This window comes from Gordonia araii NBRC 100433, assembly GCF_000241265.1.
GTDB lineage: Bacteria > Actinomycetota > Actinomycetes > Mycobacteriales > Mycobacteriaceae > Gordonia > Gordonia araii.
Genome location: NZ_BAEE01000043.1, coordinates 40,359 through 58,872 on the forward strand (window position 1 = coordinate 40,359; position 18,514 = coordinate 58,872).

The window sequence follows — 18,514 nt, forward strand, 5'->3', positions numbered from 1 at the left end:
ACCCGATCAGGGCAGGGATGCCGCGACCTCGGTGCCCTGGCGGATGGCCCGCTTGGCGTCGAGCTCGGAGGCCAGGTCGGCCCCGCCGATGACGTGCGTGGTGATCCCCGCGACGGTGAGCGGATCGACCAGATCGCGCACGGACTCCTGGCCCGCGCACACGACCACGTTATCGACCTCCAGCACGCGCTTGCCGGTCTCGTTGCCCTCTTTGTCGTGCACGGTGATGTGCAGGCCCTCGTCGTCGATCAAGTCGTAGGTGGCGCCCGAGATCTGCTCGACGCCCTTCATCTTGACCGCGGCGCGGTGCACCCAGCCGCTCGTCTTACCGAGCGTCTTGCCCTGACGTCCGGGTTTGCGCTGCACCAGGAAGACCTCCCGCACCGGAGGCAGCGGCCGCGGTTTGGTGACGAAACCGGGAATGGACAGGTCCTCGGACACGCCCCATTCCTGCTCCCACTCCTTCAGGTTGAGGGTGGGCGACTCGTCGACGGTGAGGAACTCGGTCACGTCGAAGCCGATGCCGCCGGCTCCGATGACGGCGACGCGCTTGCCGATGTCGCGGCGGCCGAGCACCGCGTCGGCGTACGACATCACCATCGGGTGGTCGATGCCGGGGATGTCGGGGATCCGGGGGACGACGCCGGTCGCGATGACGACGTCGTCGAACTTCGCCGCCTCGCCCTTGGCGGCGCTGGCGCTGCCGTCCAGGATCTCCTCGGCGCTCACCCGCTTACCCAGGTGCACGGTGACATTGTTGATCTCCAGTTGCCTGGTGTAGTAGCGGATCGTCTCGTTGAACTCCTCCTTGCCCGGGATACGGGCCGCGATGGAGAACTGACCGCCGATGGATTCGCCCGCTTCGAACAGCTCGACGCGGTGCCCGCGCTGAGCCGCCGAGACCGCGGCGGCGAGCCCGGCGGGGCCGGCGCCGATCACCGCGACGTGCCGGGCGCGACGGGTGGCGCCGAGAGTGAGGGTCGTCTCGCGGCCGGCGCGCGGGTTGAGCAGGCAGGACACCTTCTTGCCGACGAATGCGTGGTCGAGGCAGGCCTGATTGCAGCCGATGCAGGTGTTGATCTCGTCGGACCGGCCGTCGCGGGCTTTGTTCGGCAGGTCCGGGTCCGCCAGCATCGGGCGCGCCATCGAGACCGCGTCGACCCGTCCGCGCTCGAGGATGTCCTCGGCGAATTCGGGAGTGTTGATCCGGTTGGAGGCGATGAGCGGAATCGACACTTCGTCACGCAGGCGCTCGGTGAACTTCACGAAGGCCCCGCGCGGGACCGAGGTCACGATGGTCGGTACGCCTGCCTCGTGCCAGCCGATGTCGGTGTTGATGGCGTCGACGCCGAACTCCTCGGCTTTACGGGCCATCAAGGCGATCTCGTCCCAGGTCTGGCCGTTCTTCACGAAGTCGGCGATCGACTGGCGCAGGATGACCGGGAAGTCCGCCGAGACCTGCTTGCGCACCTCTTTGATGATCTCCACGAGGAAGCGCTGCCGGTTCTCCGTCGAGCCGCCCCACTTGTCGGTGCGGTCATTGGTGTGCGGGCACAGGAACTGGTTGATCAGGTAGCCCTCGCCGCCCATGAGTTCGATCGCGTCGTACCCCGCGCGTTCGGCGAGCTTGGCCGACTGGCCGAACGTCTTGATGGTGTGCCAGATGATCCGGTCGGTCATCTTCAGATGCTTGAACGGGTGGATCGGCGACGGCTCCGAGCCGGCGGCCACTTTGAACGGGTTGTAGCCGTAGCGCCCGGCGTGGATCAGCTGCATCGCGATCAGGCCGCCCGCCTCGTGGACGGCACGGGTGATCGTGCGGTGGCGGACGACTTCGAGCGTGTTGGTCATCTTTCCGCCGAGGATGACGAGCTGACCGGCCCGCGATGTCGCGAAGCCGCCGGTGATGATCAGGCCGGCCCCGCCGCGGGCCCGCTCGGCGTAGTAGGCGGCCAACTTGTCGGTGTCCCACACGCGGTCCTCGAGGCCGGTGTGCATCGAACCCATCACGATCCGGTTGGGCAGCGTGAGGCCGTTGATCTGCAACGGGGTGAACAGGTGCGGGAAATGCGGGTTCGGGGTGACCGGAGCGGTAGGGGAAGTCACGGTGATCCTTGGGTAGTCGGTGGTCGGGGGGCTGTTTCGGTATTCAGGGGGCGGGAGTGCCGGGCTGGGCTGCTCCGTCGTCGGAGAGTTGACGTTGTTCGCGGGTGAGGCCGTCGACGACCTCGTCGCACCATTCGACGGCGCTTTGTGCGGCACGGATGCCGCCCCGCAACACCAGGTACTGGTGCAGTTTGCGGCCGGACAGCGAGTCGGGGTCGGGATAGTCCTGTTCGGCGAAGCCGCGGTAGAGGTCGAGTAGGAGACGACTCTTCTCCCGGTACTGCTCGACTTCGAGGATGATCGACCCCAGGTCGCCGTGCTCGGCGCCCCGGACTTTCACCCCGAGTTCGTTGCGAAGCGGGGTGACCGGCGTCGGTGTCGATACCCACTTCGCGAGACTCTCGCGACCGGCATCGGACAGTTGGTAGACCTTCTTGTCCGGCCGGCCGTCTTGCACGACGGGCTCGAAATCGACGAGTCCGTCGGTGTGCAGGCGCTTCAACGTCCGATAGACCTGCTGGTGCGTCGCCGACCAGAAGTGGCCGATCGATCGGTCGAATTGCTGGGCGATCTCATAGCCGGTACCCGGCCGTTCGGCCAGGGAAACCATGATCGCGTGCTCCAGCGCCATATCCGCACAGTAGCAGTGCGCCTCGTTGCTATGCAACAGTGCGCATAGCGATTTGTTATGGTGCTTCGGTCGGTGGCTGCCGGGCGCTCGCCCGCGGCTACAGGATCTGGGCGACGGCGGGAAGGACGGTCTCGCAGCGCTGGTCGATCTTGAGCGCGGCCAGCGAGTCGCCGCGGGTCGCACCGCGGTTGAGGATGGCCACGGGTTTGCCGTTCTTGGCGGCATGCCGGACGAATCGCAGTCCCGACATCACCGTCAGCGAACTGCCCGCGACCAGCAGGGCGTCGGCGTCGTCGATCATGGCGTAGGCGCTCGCCACGATGTCCTTGCGCACCGATTCGCCGAAGTAGACGATGTCCGGCTTGAGGATGCCTCCGCATTGCTCGCAGTCGACCGGGACGAAGGAGGCGGTGTCCTCCAGGACCACGTCGGCGTCGGGGGCCACTTCGATCGCTCCGCGCCCGGCGACGCGGTCGGCGAAGCCGGGATTCGCCTCCTGCAGACGGGCATGCAGCGCGTAGCGGGAGACAAGGCGACCGCAACCCAGGCAGACGACGCGACCGTAGGAACCGTGCAGGTCGAGCATTCGGCGGGAACCGGCTTTGACGTGCAGCATGTCGACGTTCTGCGTGATGATGCCCGCGATGTGCCCGGACCTTTCCATCGCGGTGAGAGCGTGATGCGCGGCATTCGGCCGTGCGGCGTCCATGTGGCGCCACCCGAGATGGTTGCGCGCCCAGTAGTGACGCCGATACTCCGGGGAGGAGAGGAACATCTGAATGGTCATCGGCGTGCGCGGCGGTGCGCCGGGACTTCGGTAGTCGGGGATCCCCGACGGCGTCGACAGCCCGGCCCCGGTCAGCGCGATGGTGCGCCGACCGTCGAGGAATCGGGCCAGCTCGGCGGCCCGGCCCCGCGGATCAGGGTCGGGGAGCGTTTCGGCCGCCGGCTCCCAGGCTGCTACCCGCATGAGCCGATCGTCCCACAATCGCCGAGGAGCGGCAGAGACTATTCCTCGCCGTTCTTCTCCTGCTCCTGGGCGCGTTGCTCGCGGGCTCGGCGGCGTTGTTCCTCGGCGCGCGCACGTACCTGTTCCAGGAACTCGCGGTCCGCTTCGGGGTCGGCCGCGACGTGGCGGCCGGGTCGCTCGTACTCCGGAAAGGCTCCGCGCTGCGGGTCGGGTCGAGGCACATCGTCCGCGGTGGGGCGGCCGACGGCGATCCAGGCCAGCGCGCCGACGAGCGGCACGATGACGACGAGGATCACCCAGGCGATCTTGGGCAATCCGCGCACGCGGGCGTCGTCGGTGCGGATCACGTCGATGAGCGTCAAGACCATGACGGCCAGCAGGATCAGACCCATGTAAGGCATGCGTCGCAATGTATCAGCGTGATCAGTCTCTCGCGCATCAACGAATTTCCGACACGGGAACTACGCTTCTCGCATGCCGGAAACCGAACAGCGCCGTACCCCCGAAGGGCTCAAGCGGCTGGTCGCCTTCGCCGACGCGGTCGTCGCCATCGCGATGACGCTGTTGGTGTTGCCGTTGGCCGACCTCGCCAGCACCCTGCGCCAAGAGCGGAGTCTGATCGACGCGATGAACGCGCACAGCGATGCGCTGCTCGGCTTCTTCATCAGTTTCGCCGTGATCTGGGTGCTGTGGCGCAACCACCACGAGATCCTGGAGAACTTCCGCGGCTACAACGCCACCCTGTTCAACCTCCACTTCGTGTGGCTCTTGTCGATCGTGCTGCTGCCGCTGGCAACGGCCTTGATCTCCAACGAACGGGTGCACTGGGCCGACGCCTTCTACATCGTCGTGCTCGGCTTGGCGATCTGTTCCCTGATCGGAATCTCCCGGCAGGGTCTGCGGCATCCGGAACTCATCGTCGACAGCGATGCCGTGCGCCGCAGTCTGGCCGGCTGGTCGGGCATCGGCACGCTCATCGCCTTGGCGGTCGCGCTGATCGTCACGCTGATCCGGCCGTCGCTGGGCAGTCTGCCGCTTCTCCTGCTGCTGATTCCCGGCCCGGTCACGGCGATCATCACCAGGGCGAAGGGCGGCTGACGCCGGTCAGCCGTGACACAACACGGCGACGGCCGCGACGATCAGGCCGATCACCTTGACGAGTTCGAAACCGACGTAGTAGAAGTGCGCGTTGCTGCGCCGGTCTTTGGCGGTCGTACCGTCACCGGCGAGAACCTCGTTCGACCGCCGCGTCAACGCCGGGCGCACCCCGATCACCTGCGCGAGCAGGCACACCACCGCGATCGCCACGCCGATCCAGACCGCGGACGAGTAGTCGACGTCGGAGGTGGCCATCAGCACGACGCCCACCGCGGCGACGACTCCCAGCAGTGCCTCGACGCTGTTGAGCGCGCGGAAGACCTTGCGCCCGATGCCCAGGCCGATCGCCAGCGTCACGCCTGGCGCGGTGAACTTGAGCGGTGCCTCCAGGAAAGAGATCGCCAGGACCATGCCCAGCCAGACCAACACGGCGGCAACGGTCAACCCGGCTCCGAATGTGCTCACGCGCACCCACCTCCTACGGCTCGTACCTTCAACCTAGTGGCGAAGCGGCGAATCGAGATCCCGGACCAAAGTCCCCGTTGCTGCCGGTCAGCACCCGGGTTCTTGCCAGCCCGCGTCGCCGTCGGCGTAGGTCTCGTACTTCCAGATCGGGACGGACGACTTGACGTCGTCGATCACCGCGGCGCACACGGCGAACGCCTCGCGCCGATGAGCCGAGCTGACCGCGACGACGACGGCGACCTCGCCGATCGTCAGCTCCCCGACGCGATGTTGCGCCGCGACGCGCACCTCGCGAGTTCGGTGGCGCTGGCAGGCCTGTTCGAGGAATTCCGCGGCGCGCGGGTGCGCCTCGTAGCGCAGCGAGGTCACGGTGCGGCCGCCGTGGTGGTCGCGGACGGTGCCGGTGAATGTGACGACCGCGCCGTCGGAGTCGGTGCGGACCGCTGCCTCGCAATCGCGGGGGTCGAGCCGCCGGCCGACGATCGGTTCGGGCACGCCCGCCCCCCGGGTGTCAGTCATGACCGCCGCCGTCGGCGAGGTGGAACAGGTGGGTGATCAGCGGGTCGAGTACCGATATCCCGTCGCGCACCCCGCCGCGAGAACCGGGCAGATTCACGACGAGGGTGCGGCCGGCGAAGCCGGCGAGACCGCGGCTCAACGACGAATAGGGGGTCGACGCCCGGCCGGTCTCGCGCAGCGCCTCGGCGATGCCGGGTAATGCCGTCGTCAGCAGCGGCGCGGTCGCCTCCGGCGTGTGATCGTCGGATGTGGGGCCGGTTCCACCGGTGGTGATCAGCAACGACGGATGATCGGCGAGGGCGTCGGCGAGCGCGCGGCCGATGTCAGCGTCGGCCACGATTTCGGGGTCGGCGACCTGAAATCCGCGCTCGGTCAACCATTCCAGCAGAATCGGTCCGGTGGCGTCGGCGCGTTCACCCGATGCCGCCCGCGTCGATGACACGACGATGCGGGCCCGTTTGCCCGGATAGACGTCGACCGTTCCGGGGGCGGCGGTGCGCGCGGGCTGATCGCGGGTCCACTCACCGCTTTTCCCGCCGGTCTTGCTGTGCAGCCCGACGTCGGTGACGGTGGCCGCCGGATCGACGGCTTTGACCATGTCGTGCAGTGTCAGCCCGGCGACGCTGACAGCGGTCAGCGCCTCCATCTCGACGCCCGTCTTGCCGGTTGTGATCGCGGTCGCGGTGATGTTCACGTGGTCATCGCCGAGGGTGAAATCGACGTCGACGGAATCCAGCGGCAGCGGATGGCAGAGCGGGATCAACTCCGCGGTCCGTTTCGCGCCCATGATCGCGGCGACGCGCGCCACGGCCAGCACGTCGCCCTTGGGGTGGCCGCCGGAACCGATGAGGGCGACGACCTCCGGTGTCGTACGAAACACGCCGCGCGCCTGCGCGACCCGGCGGGTGACCCGCTTGCCGGAAACATCGACCATCCGGGCGGTTCCGGCGGCATCGACATGCGACAGCCGGGGATCTAGGGGGTCAGTGGCCACAGCGGCACCTCCATGTCCGGAGTGAGTTCGGTGACGGCGGCGTCGACCTCGACGAGAACGTCGGCCCGCGCGGCCGTGGCGATGAGGTGGCTGCCCGGGCCGCCGACGATCTCGACGCGCGGCACGCCGTCGCCGCCGGCGCGACGCCCCCGCAGGAATTGAGTCTTGCCCGGCGGTGAGGTCGTGGGGGAGACCACGCGGCAGCGTTCGCCGGCGACGGCGGGCAGACCGGCGACGGCGCGCAGCGCGTCACGCACCAGAACCTCGAAAGAGACCAGGACGCTGACCGGGTTGCCCGGCAGGCTGATCACCGGCACCCCTTGCCAGCGCGACAGTCCCTGCGGACCGCCCGGCTGCATGGCGAGGGCGCCGAACCAGGATTCTGTCGCACCCGCGGAAGAATCGGCCAACAAGTCCCGCACCGGCTCGCGTTCGCCCGCGGACACACCGCCGGAGGTGAGGACGACATCGGCCGATCTCGTGGCCTCGTCGAGACGTTCCCGGAACTCGCCGGGCCCGTCGCCGACGACCGCGACGCTCACGACCTTCGCGCCGTGCGAGGCGGCGAGGGCGGCGAGGGCGACCGAGTTGGATTCGTAGATCTGCCCGGGCCGCAGCGAGGCGGACGGGGGAGCCAACTCAGAACCGGTGACGATGATCGCGACGTCGGGCCGCCGCCACACCGAGACCGCCGCCACGCCGGCGGCGGCCAGCGCCCCGAGGTGGCGCGGCGCGAGCGTCGTCCCCGATTCCACGATCACCTCGCCCGCGGCGATGTCCGAGCCGGCGCGGCGCACGAAGGCGCCCACCGACGGCCGCGCGTCGAACGTGACGGTGGACCCTTCGCCGGCGGCGACCTCGTGCGATTCCTCCACGGGAATCACCGCGTCCGCGCCCTGTGGGACGGGTGCGCCGGTCATGATCGCACTGGCGGTTCCGCGCGGCAGGGGATCTGCGGCCGAGCCGGCGAATACCCGCTGCACGACCGGCAGGGCCACCCCCTCGGCGACGTCCGCGGCGCGCACGGCAAAGCCATCCATCTGCGAATTGTCGAACACCGGCAGCGCGGTCGTGGCCGTCGCGGTCCGGGCCGTGACCAGCCCGTACGCGTCACCGACATCGATCTGGTCGACCGCCGCGATCGGGCGCAGCAGGGCGGCGATCGCGCTCCGATGCTCGACCACGGGACGACGGGACATGGTCTTAGCTTAGGGATGCGGCGCCAACCGGGGTGAACGGAACATGCGCGTAACAATCTGGGCGTAGCGTCGTCGGTGTGACTGCGCTCGACTCGCCCGCGCAGCCGTCAATGCTGTTTGACGGTCTGGGACGCCGGGCACGCGATCTGCGGATCTCGTTGTCGCAGGCATGCACGTTGCGCTGCCGCTACTGCATGCCCGCGCAGGGCTTGCCGCTGATCCCGCGCGACGAACTGCTCTCGGCCGGCGAGGTGACCCGACTGGTCGACGTCGCGGTCGGACGACTCGGCATCGACGAGGTCCGGCTCACCGGAGGCGAACCACTCGTGCGCGGCGATCTCGAACTCATCGTCGCCGGCATCCGGGCCCGCCATCCCCGGTTGCCGATCGCGCTCACCACCAACGGCATCGGCCTGGCGCGGCGGGCAGCCGGCCTCGCCCACGCCGGACTCACGCGCGTCAACATCTCACTCGACACCGTCGACCGGGAACTCTTCGAGCAGGTCACCCGCCGGGACCGGCTCGACGATGTCATCGCCGGCATCGACGCGGCCGTCGCGGCGGGACTGGCACCGGTGAAAGTGAACGCGGTGCTGCTGCCGGAGACGCTGAGCAGAGCGCCCGAACTGCTCCGCTGGTGCTGCGAGCGGGGCCTGGAGTTGCGGTTCATCGAGTCCATGCCCCTCGACGCCGAGCGCGCCTGGTCGCCGGAACGGCTGGTGAGCGCCGACGATCTGCTCGAGGAGTTGGGCACGACGACGACGCTCACCCCCGTCGGCCGGGACGACCCGAGCGCGCCGGCGGCACAGTGGCTCGTCGACGGCGGGCCGCATCGAGTCGGGATCATCGCGTCGATGACACGGTCCTTCTGCGGCAGCTGCGACCGGACCCGGATCACCGCGGAGGGGCGCGTGCGGCCCTGCCTGTTCTCCGACGACGAGATCGACCTCGCCGCCATCCTGCGATCCGGCGGCTCCGACGACGACCTCGCCGATGCGTGGCGAGCGGTGACGTGGCGCAAGCGCGCCGGGCACAGCGGAGTCGAGGACGTGGTGGCCCCCCGGCGCACGATGGGGGCCATCGGTGGCTAGCGCTCCGGCAACGGTGACGGTGACCTACTTCGCCGCACTGGCCGACCGAACCGGGTGCCGCCGCGAGGAACTCGATCTGGCCGTCGCCACCGTCGGCGGGCTGCGCGCCGCCGTCGGCCAACGACACGGCGCCGACGTGGAGGCCTTGGCCAGACAGTCGTCGGTGTTGACCGGAGACGAGCTGGTCCGCGACGACGAGGCCGCGATCGGTCCGGTCGTCGACCTACTTCCCCCCTTCGCAGGAGGCTAACGATGAGGAAACGACTGGCGGCGGCCGCCGTCGGCGCGGTGATGGCGGCGTCGCTGGCCGGATGCGGCTCCGACGATTCGCCCACGATTCGGGTGCTGGCGGCGGCGTCCCTGGTGGATGTACTCAAGCCGCTGGTGGCGGCGTACGAGCAGGCCAATCCGGGCGCGTCGGTCCAGGTCGACACGGGTGCTTCGTCGGCCCTGGTGCAGAAGCTCGAGTCGGGCGCCACAGGCGACGTTCTCGTCACCGCCGACGAGGCCACGATGACGAAGGCCGTCGACGCGGGAGTGGCCCGCGATCCGAAGGTGGTCGCGACGAACCGGCTGGTCATCGTCGTGCCGAACGGTAACCCCGGCAAGGTCGCCGACGTGCGGTTCTTCGCGGTGCCGGGTAATCGCGCGGTGGTCTGCGCGCGCGAGGTGCCGTGCGGAGCGGCGGCGGAGAAGGCGATCGCCGCGGTCGGCGGCACGCCGCAGCCGATCAGCCGCGCCACCGACGTCCGCGCCGCGCTCGGCTCGGTCACCAGCGGTGAAGCCGATGCCGCACTCGTCTACGCCACGGACGCGGCGTCGGCGGGCGACCGGGTGGAGACCATCGCCATCCCGGATGCCCCGGTGAACCGGTATCCGGCGTCGGCCTTGACCGACGCGGGTGCCTCTTTCGTCGCGCTGCTCGCCGGACCGGACGGACAGCGCATCTTCCGGGAGGCGGGATTCGGGCCGGCGTGAACAGCTCACGTCCGGCCCGCGCCGTGAGCGCGGTCGGTCTCCTCGGTCTCGCCGTGCTTCTCGCGCCGCTGGCGGCCTTGGTGCTGACCGCACCGTGGGGTCAAATGTGGGGACTGCTCACGTCGTCGTCGGCGCGCTCGGCCCTGGTGCTGTCGCTGGCTTCGGCATCGCTCGCGACGGTGATCGCGACGGTCCTTGGCGTCCCCCTGGCGGCGCTCCTCGCCGGGGGCATTCGGTCGGATCGGGTGCGCACCGCCGTGCGCCTGGCGGTCCTGGTGCCGATGGTGCTGCCGCCGGTGGTGGTCGGCGCCGGGCTGCTGGCCGCCTTCGGCCGGCGGGCGCCGATCGGCTCGCTGCTCGATTCGTGGTTCGGGTGGACGCCGACCTACACGTTCGCCGCCGTGGTTCTCGCCCAGCTCGTCGTGGCCATGCCCTTTCTCGTCATCAGCGTCGAGTCGGCGTTGCGGAGCCGCGACATCGAGGCCGAGGAGGTGGCCCACACCCTCGGCGCCGGGCGATTGGCCACTTTCTGGCATGTGACCTTGCCCATGATCCGTGTCGGGATCGGAGCGGGCGCGCTGTTGTGCTTCGCCCGCTGCCTCGGCGAATTCGGCGCGACGGTCACCTTCGCCGGCAACGTCGAAGGTGTCACCCAAACCCTTCCGCTGGCCATCTACCTGGCACTTGTCCGCGATGACCAGTCCGCGGTGGCCATGTCCGTCGGCCTGGTCCTGGTGAGCGTGGCGGTGCTCGTCGGGCTGCGCCGGCGATGGGTCCCCGGACTGTGGCCGCAGTCGCAGACGGACCGCACACGGTCGAATACCGTCGCGTGAGGTTCTGGTTACGTACCGGTGACCGCGGGTGCCGAATTCCGCAACACGCGATCCATAGCGTCGGGCCCACCAAGACAGCCGCAGCGGTGGGAGGCAACGTGAAAGCAACGCGAGATCGGTCGGACCAGCAGATCCTGGCCAAGTGGGATCCGGAGAACGTCGAGCAGTGGGACAACGGCGGGGCGAGGATCGCGCGCCGCAACCTGATCTGGTCGGTGGCCGCCGAACACATCGGTTTCTCCGTGTGGTCCCTGTGGTCGGTCATGGTCCTGTTCATGCCCACCGACGTCTATGGGCTGTCGACCGGCGACAAGTTCTTGATCGGCGCCACGGCGACGCTCGTCGGCTCGCTGCTGCGGTTCCCGTACACCATGGCGACGACGCGTTTCGGCGGCCGCAACTGGTCGGTGTTCTCCGCGTTCGTCCTCATCATCCCGGTCAGTGCGACGATCTGGATCCTGGCCAATCCGGGACTCCCGCTGTGGGTCTATCTCGTCTGCGCCGCGCTGACGGGACTGGGCGGCGGAAACTTCGCGTCGTCGATGACCAACATCAACGCGTTCTACCCGCAGCGCCGCAAGGGCTGGGCGCTGGGACTCAACGCGGGCGGCGGCAACCTCGGCGTGCCCGCCGTGCAGCTCGTCGGCCTGCTGATGGTCGCCTGGATCGGCGACGCCGCTCCGTACTGGGTGTGCGCGATCTACCTGGTGCTGCTGACCGCTGCCGGCATCGGCGCGGCGCTGAAAATGGACAACCTCGCCATCCCCGGCGTCGACCTCAAGGCGATGGGCCGTGCCGTCGCCAACCGGAACACGTGGATCATCGCCGTTCTCTACATCGCCACCTTCGGGTCCTTCATCGGCTATTCCTTCGCGTTCGGACAGGTGCTCGCCGGATACTTCCGCGACCACGGGGACACCCCGGCGCAGGCCGCGCTGCACGCCGCGCAGATCGCCTTCATCGGGCCGCTGCTCGGATCGATCAGCCGCGTCTACGGCGGCAAACTCGCCGACCGCATCGGCGGCAGTCGCGTGACGCTGTGGGTGTTCGTCGGAATGACGGCCGCGGCGACGGTACTCATCGTCGGTGAAGGATCGCTCGCCTTCTACGTCGTCGGCTTCATCGTCCTGTTCGTGCTGTCGGGCATGGGGAACGGATCGGTCTACAAGATGATCCCGTCGGTGTTCGACGCGGCCGCGCAGTCGAAGCGATTCCCGACGGCCGAGCAACGCGCCGACTATTCGCGGGCGCTGACGGGCGCGGTGATCGGCATCGCGGGAGCGGTCGGCGGCCTCGGGGGAGTCGGAATCAACCTGGTGCTGCGCCAGTCCTACCTGAGTTCCGGTGCGGCCACCTCGGCGTTCGTCGTATTCGCCGGCTTCTACGTCGTCGCCGCCGTCATCACGTGGGCCGTCTACCTGCGCGTGCCGCGTGCGGCCGCGGGCGACACCGTCGAGGTGTCCGGTGCCGAGATCGTCGAGACACCCGAGGTTTCTGAGAGACTGGGGTGATGATCGCCGACGTGACGACCCAGAGCGGGCTGCGCGGATTCACCGTGGCGATCACCGCCGCCCGTCGCGCCGACGAGTTCGCCATGCTGCTCCAGCGCCGTGGGGCCCAGACTCTCAGCGCCCCGGCGATGGCCATCATCCCGCTGGCCGACGATGTCGCGCTGCGCGCCGCGACCGACGACATCATCGCCACGGCGCCCGATCTGCTGATCGCCACCACGGGCATCGGGTTTCGCGGCTGGGTGGAGGCGGCGGAGGAGTGGGGGCTGGCCTCCGCGCTGATGTCTCAGCTGGCGACCACCCGGGTACTGTCCCGCGGGCCGAAAGCGACCGGGGCGCTGCGCGCGGCGGGTCTGCGCGAGGAGTGGTCGCCGGAGTCAGAGTCGACCACCGAGGTCTTGGCTCACCTGCCCGACGACCTGTCCGGGATGCGGATCGCCGTGCAGCTGCACGGGGCGACCGACGACTGGGATCCCAATCCCGGGTTCCTGGCGGAGCTTCGCCGGCGGGGTGCCGAGGTGATCGGGGTGCCGGTCTACCGCTGGACCGCACCGGCGGACCAGGACCGATTCGACGCGCTTCTCGGTGAGATCGCTTCCGCCCGCGTCGATGCCGCCGCGTTCACGTCCGCCCCGGCCGTGGCGGCGATGCTCGAACGCGCCAAGGAGCTGGGCCGGTCCGGTGAATTGCATGCGGCGTTGAACGGCCCGGTGGTGGCGTACTGCGTCGGCCCGGTGACCGCGGGTCCACTGCGGGACGCCGGCATCCCCAGCGTCGCGCCGGAGCGGATGCGGTTGGGTGCGCTCGCCCGCCTCATCGGCGACGATCTGCCGAAGCGGCGTCCCGAACTCTCCGTGGCAGGACGCCGGGTCGGCGTGCGCGCCAACGCGGTCGTCGTCGACGGCGAGACGCGCGAGGTCTCGCCGTCGGGATTGGCGCTCATGCAGGCTTTGGCCGCCAACCCGGGCGAGGTCGTGTCCCGGTCGGAACTCCTCGCCCTGCTTCCGGTCGCCGGCGGCGACGCCCACGCCGTCGAGGTGGCCATCGGCCGCCTCCGCTCGGCACTGGGGGCGCGGGATCTGATCGCGACCGTCGTCAAGCGCGGCTACCGCCTGGCGGTGGACTGAGCGGTCACCCCGCCGGTTCGAGCCGGACCACAACCGCTTTCGACACCGGCGTGTTGCTCTCCAGGGCGGTGCTGTCGAGCGGGACGAGAACGTTCGCCTCCGGGAAGTACGCCGCGGCGCAGCCTCGCGCGGTCGGGAACGCGACGACGCGCAACCCGCGCAACACCCGGTCGGGCTGGTCGGCCCATTCGCTGTAGACATCGACGTGCTGGCCGTCGCGCAGACCGAGTTCGGCGAGGTCGTCGGGGTGGACGAAGACGACGTGTCGCCCCTTCTTGATGCCCCGGTACCGGTCGTTGAGGCTGTAGATCGTGGTGTTGAACTGGTCGTGGGAACGCACCGTCTGAAGCAGCAGCCGCCCCGGCGGGCATTCGACGTGTTCGAGCTCGTTGACCGTGATTCGCGCGCGCCCGGTCGCGGTGTCGAAGCGGCGTTCGTCGCGCGGACCGTTGGGCAAGACGAAGCCGTCCCGCGTCCGCGTCTTCGCGTTGTAGTCCGCACAGCCGGGTACGACTCGCGCGATGTGATCGCGAATCACGTCGTAGTCGCGGATCATCGCCGGCCAGTCGATGCCGTGGCGATCGCCGAGGGTCGCGTGCGCCATCCCCGCGACGACCGCGGTCTCCGACCGCACCTGGTCGGAGATCGGCGGGATCTGTCCGTGCGAGGCGTGTACGGCGCACACCGAATCCTCCACCGTGACGTACTGCGGGCCGGACTCCTGCAGGTCGACCTCGGTGCGTCCGAGTACCGGCAGGATCAGCGCCTCCTCGCCGGTGACGACGTGGGAGCGATTGAGCTTGGTCGACAACTGGACGGAGAGTCGCGTCTTTCGCATCGCCGACTCGGCGACGCGCGTATCGGAGATCGCGCCGAGCAGATTGCCGCCGAGCCCGACCCACACCTTGACCCGGCCGGCGTCGAGCGCCCTGATGCCGTGCACGGCGTCGACGCCGTGGTCGCGGGGCGGATCGAAGCCGAACTCCGCGGCGAGAGCGTCGAGAAACGAATCGGGCATCTGCTCCCACACGCCCATCGTGCGGTCGCCCTGCACGTTGCTGTGGCCGCGGATGGGGGAGGCGCCGGCGCCCGGACGGCCGATATTACCGCGCAGTAGCAGCAGGTTGACGATCTCTTTGATGGTGTCGACGCCCTTGCGGTGCTGGGTGATGCCCATCGCCCAGCAGACGATCACGCGCTCGGCGCCGATATAGCGCGCGGCGAGTTCGTCGATCTCCTCCGACGGGACGCCGGTGGCCCGCGCCACCTCGCCGTCGTCGAGCGCGGCCAGGTGCTCGGCGAACGCCTCGAAACCGTCGCAGTACCGTTCGATGAACTCGTGATCGAGCACGGTGCCGGGCGCCGCCGCTTCGGCCGCCAAGACGCGTCGGGAGACCGCTTGCAGCAATGCCATGTCCCCGCCGGAGCGGATCTGGATGAACTGGTCGGCGATCTTGAGTGCCTTGCCCAGATAGCCGCGCACCTGCTGCGGGTCCTTGTAGCCGATGAGGCCCGCCTCGGGGAGCGGATTGATCGCGACGATCGACGCGCCGTTCTTCTTGGCGTGCTGGATGGCGGTGAGCATCCGCGGATGGTTCGTGCCGGGATTCTGGCCCATGATCACGATGAGATCGGCCTCGGCGAAGTCCTTGTACGCGACGGTCGACTTGCCGATGCCGAGGGAGTACTACATGGCCGCACCGGTGGACTCGTGACACATGTTGGAACAGTCGGGCAGATTGTTGGTGCCGAACGCGCGTGCGAACAGTTGGTAGACGAATGCCGCCTCGTTGGAAGCGCGCCCGCTCGTGTAGAAGGCGGCCTCATTCGGATCGTCGAGTCCGCGCAGCCGATCCGCGACGATGGCGAAGGCGGTGTCCCACGAGACCGGCTCGTAGTGATCGGAATCCTTCGCCTTGTACACCGGCTCGATCAACCGGCCCTGCTGTCCGAGCCAATACTCGCTCTTGTCCCGCAGCGAGCTGATCGGGTTCTCGCGCCAGAAGGCGCGCTCGACCTTCAGCGGCGTCGCCTCCCAGGTGACCGCCTTGCCGCCGTTCTCGCAGAATTCCGCGAGTTTGCGGTGCTCGGGATCGGGCCACGCGCAACTCATACAGTCGAAGCCGTCCTTGTGGTTGATCTTCGACATCAACCGCACGGTGCGGGTCAGCCCCATCTGCTTGATAGCGGGTTCCATCGAGTGGAACACCCCGCCGATCCCCGCCGCGTACGTCTTGGGTTCGCCCACTTCGATATCCGCGTCCGTGTAGTCCTCGCGGGGTGCCTTGGCGCTCACGGCGTGCCTGCTTTCGCCGTCTCGACCGCTTCCCGGGCGCTGATGCGGTCGGCGCGGCTGTAGATGACCATCGAATCGTCGCGGAGGAAGCCGACGAGGGTGAGACCGGCGTCGACGGCGAGGTCGACCGCCAGCGACGACGGTGCCGACACCGCCGCGAGGATCGGTATTCCGGCCATGAGCGCCTTCTGAGTCAGTTCGAAGCTGGCCCGCCCGGACACCATGAGTGCGCATCCGCGTGCGGGCAGGCGATCGTTCATCAGTGCCCACCCGACCACCTTGTCGACCGCGTTGTGCCTGCCGACGTCTTCGCGGGACACCAGCAGTTCGCCGGTGCCGGCGTCGAAGAGCCCCGCCGCATGCAGTCCGCCCGTACGGTCGAACACCGCCTGCTGCGCGCGCAGCGCGTCGGGAAACCCGACGAGTACCTCGGCATCGAGGCGGGCTTGGTCGTCGGCGACGGTGTGGCGCGACGCGGTGCGCACCGAGTCGATCGTCGCCTTGCCGCACAGCCCGCACGCACTCGTCGTGGCGAAAGCGCGTGTGAGGCTCGGATCGGGCGGCGCGACGCCGGGTGCCAGTGACACGTCGAGGACGTTGTAGGTGTTGAGTCCGTCGGCGGTCGCGCCGGCGCAGTAGCGGGCGGAGGCGAAGTCCTCCGAGGCGCCGATTACTCCCTCGGACACCAGAAACCCCGCGGCGAGCTCGACATCGTGGCCCGGCGTGCGCATGGTCACCGCGAGCGAGCGTCCGGCCACCCGGATCTCGAGGGGTTCTTCGACCGCGAGGAAGTCGGCGCGCTCGGATCGCGACCCCGGGCGGTCGGCACTGCCGACGGTGAGACGAGAGATTCTGCGGCGAGCCGTGATGCGGGACACACTTCCTGGGTAGCACCGACCGACCGCGCGGGCAATAGGATCGGCCGCATGCCTTCGATCCGACCTCGTGAGTGGCTGCTCGCCGGAGTCTTGTCGAGCACGGCCGGGTACCTGGATGCCGTGGGCTTCCTCAACCTGGGGGGCTATTTCGTGTCGTTCATGAGCGGCAACACGACCCGGATGTCCGCGGAGGCGACCAACGCCGACCTCGTCGGGGCCGGCAAGGCGCTCGGCCTGATCGGACTGTTCTTCGTCGGCTCCTTCTTCGGCGCGGTGGTGTCGCGGTACCGCGACGGTCGCGTCAGCGTGCTCGCGGCGACCTCGGTGCTCGTCGCGGCCGCGGTCGCAGCGTCGTACCTGAGCTGGTTCCCGGTCCCGTCGATCCTCATCGTCGTCGTGGCGATGGGCACGATGAACGCGACGTTCCTGCGCGACGGCGAGGTCGCGGTCGGGCTCACCTACATGACCGGCGCGGTGGTGAAGGCCGGACAGCGGCTGGCCGACGCCGTATTCGGCGGCCCCCGGTGGATGTGGCTGCGGCCGCTGGTGCTGTGGGCGTCACTCGCGCTCGGCGCGCTTCTGGGCGGCTGGGCGTACTCGGCGATGGGGCTGGCCGCCCTCTGGCCGGTTCTCATCCTGCTCGTCGGCACCACCGTTGCCACGTGGTCGGTGCGGCGCGCCGACGCTAAACCGTCACCGGCACGCGGGTGACCGCGGATTCGGCACGGCGGCACGCCAGTTCGACGACGGCCGGGTGCAGTCCCAGCGGAGCTGCCACGGCATCGGCCCCCGCCTCGTGGAGACGCCGGGCGAACAGACCGTCGGCCAGCAGGTAGGTCGCGATCGCGACGCGCGCCCCCGGTCGGCACTGCGACCGGAGTTCGGCGACCACGTCACCGACGGCCGGATAGCCGGAGCCGTCGTCGGCGGGGATGACGAAGCCGATGCGCACGGGCGCGCCGACGCGCTGGGCCAGCAACCTGCCCATGGTCGCGACGTCGGCCTGGGCACGCCGATCGCGTGATCCCGCCGCGGCTAACACCACCGCGTCGCCGGGGTGCCAGCCGGCGATGAGCAACCGGGACAGCAGCGCGTCGGCCAGTGCGGCGTCCGGGCCGAGCGCGGGTGCGAGGAGCGTGGGCCGCTGCGCTTGGCGCAGATAGACGGGGAGGTCGGATCGGACGTGGTAGCCGCTGGCCAGGAAGGCCGGAACCACCCGCACCGGGTCGGCGCCGCCGATCCCGTCGAGGGCCTCGGCGGGATCGGGGCCCAAGACGTCGACGAACGCGGACCGGACGTCGTCGTTCAGGCGCTTCGACATCGCTTGGGCGAGATCACCGATCATGGCGACGCCGTGCGGGTTGCGCGTGCCGTGGGCCACCAGCAGCGTGGTCATGACGCACTCGGCAGAGGTTTGCGGTAGCCGTCGGGCCGATAGCCGAACCGGATCTCCGGCGAGTTCGCGACGAAGACGGTGCCGTCGAGTCCGATCCTGGTGTCGTACACCGGAATCCGGACGCCCTCGACGTCGAGGCAGCGACCGTCGATGAGGCTGAAGGCCTGCTTCTTCAGTGGCGACTGTACGGTCGGGAAACCGTTGCGATCGCCGACGATCCCGCGCGACATCACGGCGGCGCGGCCGATCGGATCGATGTTGCCGATGGCGCGGATGCTGTCGTCGGCCAGCCGGAACAGCGCCACCTGGGCGTTGTCGGGCAGCAGCACGGCTACGCCGCGCAGCGGTTCCAGGCGGGAGAGCGGGCATGCCGCCGTCCAATCGCGGGTCCAGCGATGCAGGTCGAAGTTGAGGCTCATCGG

General features: G+C 69.3%; 19 protein-coding genes and 1 pseudogene. 8 read left to right on the forward strand and 12 right to left on the reverse strand.

All coding sequences use genetic code 11. The features are described from left to right. Window positions 1-6: 6 nt before the first annotated feature. From GOARA_RS07015 to GOARA_RS07030, 4 genes are all read right to left on the reverse strand, one after another. Window positions 7-2,106 (reverse strand): NADPH-dependent 2,4-dienoyl-CoA reductase, encoded by a 2,100-nt coding sequence (locus GOARA_RS07015; RefSeq protein ID WP_007321639.1) that lies wholly within the window; start codon window positions 2,104-2,106, stop codon window positions 7-9. A 43-nt stretch (window positions 2,107-2,149) separates the two neighbouring features. After that, window positions 2,150-2,737 carry a PadR family transcriptional regulator gene (locus tag GOARA_RS07020; protein ID WP_050947186.1) on the reverse strand — a complete coding sequence of 196 codons (588 nt, stop codon included), beginning with the start codon at window positions 2,735-2,737 and terminating at the stop codon, window positions 2,150-2,152. 97 nt (window positions 2,738-2,834) lie between these two features. Beyond that, window positions 2,835-3,707 carry a Sir2 family NAD-dependent protein deacetylase gene (locus GOARA_RS07025; RefSeq protein WP_040522109.1) on the reverse strand — a complete coding sequence of 291 codons (873 nt, stop codon included), beginning with the start codon at window positions 3,705-3,707 and terminating at the stop codon, window positions 2,835-2,837. A 38-nt stretch (window positions 3,708-3,745) separates the two neighbouring features. Beyond that, window positions 3,746-4,108: a PLDc N-terminal domain-containing protein gene (locus tag GOARA_RS07030; protein WP_007321642.1), complete on the reverse strand. Its 363-nt coding sequence runs from the start codon at window positions 4,106-4,108 to the stop codon at window positions 3,746-3,748. A gap of 73 nt (window positions 4,109-4,181) precedes the next feature. Between GOARA_RS07030 and GOARA_RS07035 the strand changes: the two genes are divergently transcribed. Next, window positions 4,182-4,805 carry a TMEM175 family protein gene (locus GOARA_RS07035; protein ID WP_007321643.1) on the forward strand — a complete coding sequence of 208 codons (624 nt, stop codon included), beginning with the start codon at window positions 4,182-4,184 and terminating at the stop codon, window positions 4,803-4,805. Window positions 4,806-4,811: 6 nt separating this feature from the next. On the opposite strand, the gene GOARA_RS07040 is transcribed toward GOARA_RS07035, so the two are convergent. The 4 genes from GOARA_RS07040 to GOARA_RS07055 form a co-directional block, all read right to left on the reverse strand. Continuing rightward, complete coding sequence (locus GOARA_RS07040) at window positions 4,812-5,216, reverse strand: hypothetical protein (RefSeq protein WP_050947193.1); 405 nt, start codon at window positions 5,214-5,216, stop codon at window positions 4,812-4,814. A gap of 141 nt (window positions 5,217-5,357) precedes the next feature. Beyond that, window positions 5,358-5,789 carry a molybdopterin synthase catalytic subunit gene (locus GOARA_RS07045; protein ID WP_007321645.1) on the reverse strand — a complete coding sequence of 144 codons (432 nt, stop codon included), beginning with the start codon at window positions 5,787-5,789 and terminating at the stop codon, window positions 5,358-5,360. Next, the gene (gene moaCB, locus GOARA_RS07050; RefSeq protein ID WP_007321646.1) at window positions 5,782-6,783 is read right to left on the reverse strand and encodes a bifunctional molybdenum cofactor biosynthesis protein MoaC/MoaB; all 1,002 of its coding nucleotides are present in this window, start codon (window positions 6,781-6,783) and stop codon (window positions 5,782-5,784) included. Before moaCB ends, GOARA_RS07045 begins: the two co-directional genes overlap by 8 nt. Next, window positions 6,765-7,982: a molybdopterin molybdotransferase MoeA gene (locus tag GOARA_RS07055; RefSeq protein WP_007321647.1), complete on the reverse strand. Its 1,218-nt coding sequence runs from the start codon at window positions 7,980-7,982 to the stop codon at window positions 6,765-6,767. The genes moaCB and GOARA_RS07055 overlap by 19 nt, the downstream gene beginning before the upstream one ends. Before the next feature lie 110 nt (window positions 7,983-8,092). On the opposite strand from GOARA_RS07055, the gene moaA reads away from it, so the two are divergent. From moaA to GOARA_RS07085, 6 genes are all read left to right on the forward strand, one after another. Continuing rightward, window positions 8,093-9,073, forward strand: a complete 981-nt coding sequence (moaA, locus tag GOARA_RS07060) for a GTP 3',8-cyclase MoaA (protein WP_050947188.1) — start codon at window positions 8,093-8,095, stop codon at window positions 9,071-9,073. Further along, on the forward strand, window positions 9,066-9,323 hold the full coding sequence (locus GOARA_RS07065; RefSeq protein ID WP_007321649.1) for a MoaD/ThiS family protein: 258 nt from the start codon (window positions 9,066-9,068) through the stop codon (window positions 9,321-9,323). Before moaA ends, GOARA_RS07065 begins: the two co-directional genes overlap by 8 nt. 2 nt (window positions 9,324-9,325) lie before the next feature. Then, a complete protein-coding gene (gene modA, locus GOARA_RS07070; protein ID WP_007321650.1) occupies window positions 9,326-10,051 on the forward strand; it encodes a molybdate ABC transporter substrate-binding protein in 726 nt (241 codons plus the stop codon). Further along, window positions 10,048-10,884 (forward strand): molybdate ABC transporter permease subunit, encoded by an 837-nt coding sequence (modB, locus tag GOARA_RS07075; RefSeq protein ID WP_007321651.1) that lies wholly within the window; start codon window positions 10,048-10,050, stop codon window positions 10,882-10,884. Before modA ends, modB begins: the two co-directional genes overlap by 4 nt. A 98-nt stretch (window positions 10,885-10,982) precedes the next feature. Next, window positions 10,983-12,395: a nitrate/nitrite transporter gene (locus GOARA_RS07080; protein WP_007321652.1), complete on the forward strand. Its 1,413-nt coding sequence runs from the start codon at window positions 10,983-10,985 to the stop codon at window positions 12,393-12,395. Further along, window positions 12,395-13,522, forward strand: a complete 1,128-nt coding sequence (locus tag GOARA_RS07085; protein ID WP_007321653.1) for a uroporphyrinogen-III synthase — start codon at window positions 12,395-12,397, stop codon at window positions 13,520-13,522. The genes GOARA_RS07080 and GOARA_RS07085 overlap by 1 nt, the downstream gene beginning before the upstream one ends. A 4-nt stretch (window positions 13,523-13,526) precedes the next feature. Here GOARA_RS07085 and GOARA_RS07090 read toward each other — a convergent pair. Beyond that, window positions 13,527-15,818: pseudogene (locus tag GOARA_RS07090) on the reverse strand (FdhF/YdeP family oxidoreductase). Next, complete coding sequence (fdhD, locus tag GOARA_RS07095) at window positions 15,815-16,696, reverse strand: formate dehydrogenase accessory sulfurtransferase FdhD (RefSeq protein ID WP_007321656.1); 882 nt, start codon at window positions 16,694-16,696, stop codon at window positions 15,815-15,817. The pseudogene GOARA_RS07090 and the gene fdhD overlap by 4 nt, the downstream one beginning before the upstream one ends. 48 nt (window positions 16,697-16,744) lie before the next feature. Between fdhD and GOARA_RS07100 the strand changes: the two genes are divergently transcribed. Then, the gene (locus GOARA_RS07100) at window positions 16,745-17,407 is read left to right on the forward strand and encodes a YoaK family protein (protein WP_007321657.1); all 663 of its coding nucleotides are present in this window, start codon (window positions 16,745-16,747) and stop codon (window positions 17,405-17,407) included. Here GOARA_RS07100 and GOARA_RS07105 read toward each other — a convergent pair. Both GOARA_RS07105 and nirD read right to left on the reverse strand, forming a co-directional pair. After that, a complete protein-coding gene (locus GOARA_RS07105; protein WP_007321658.1) occupies window positions 17,382-18,092 on the reverse strand; it encodes a sirohydrochlorin chelatase in 711 nt (236 codons plus the stop codon). The genes GOARA_RS07100 and GOARA_RS07105 overlap by 26 nt on opposite strands. After that, a complete protein-coding gene (gene nirD, locus GOARA_RS07110) occupies window positions 18,089-18,511 on the reverse strand; it encodes a nitrite reductase small subunit NirD (RefSeq protein ID WP_007321659.1) in 423 nt (140 codons plus the stop codon). Before nirD ends, GOARA_RS07105 begins: the two co-directional genes overlap by 4 nt. Between the last annotated feature and the right edge of the window lie 3 nt (window positions 18,512-18,514).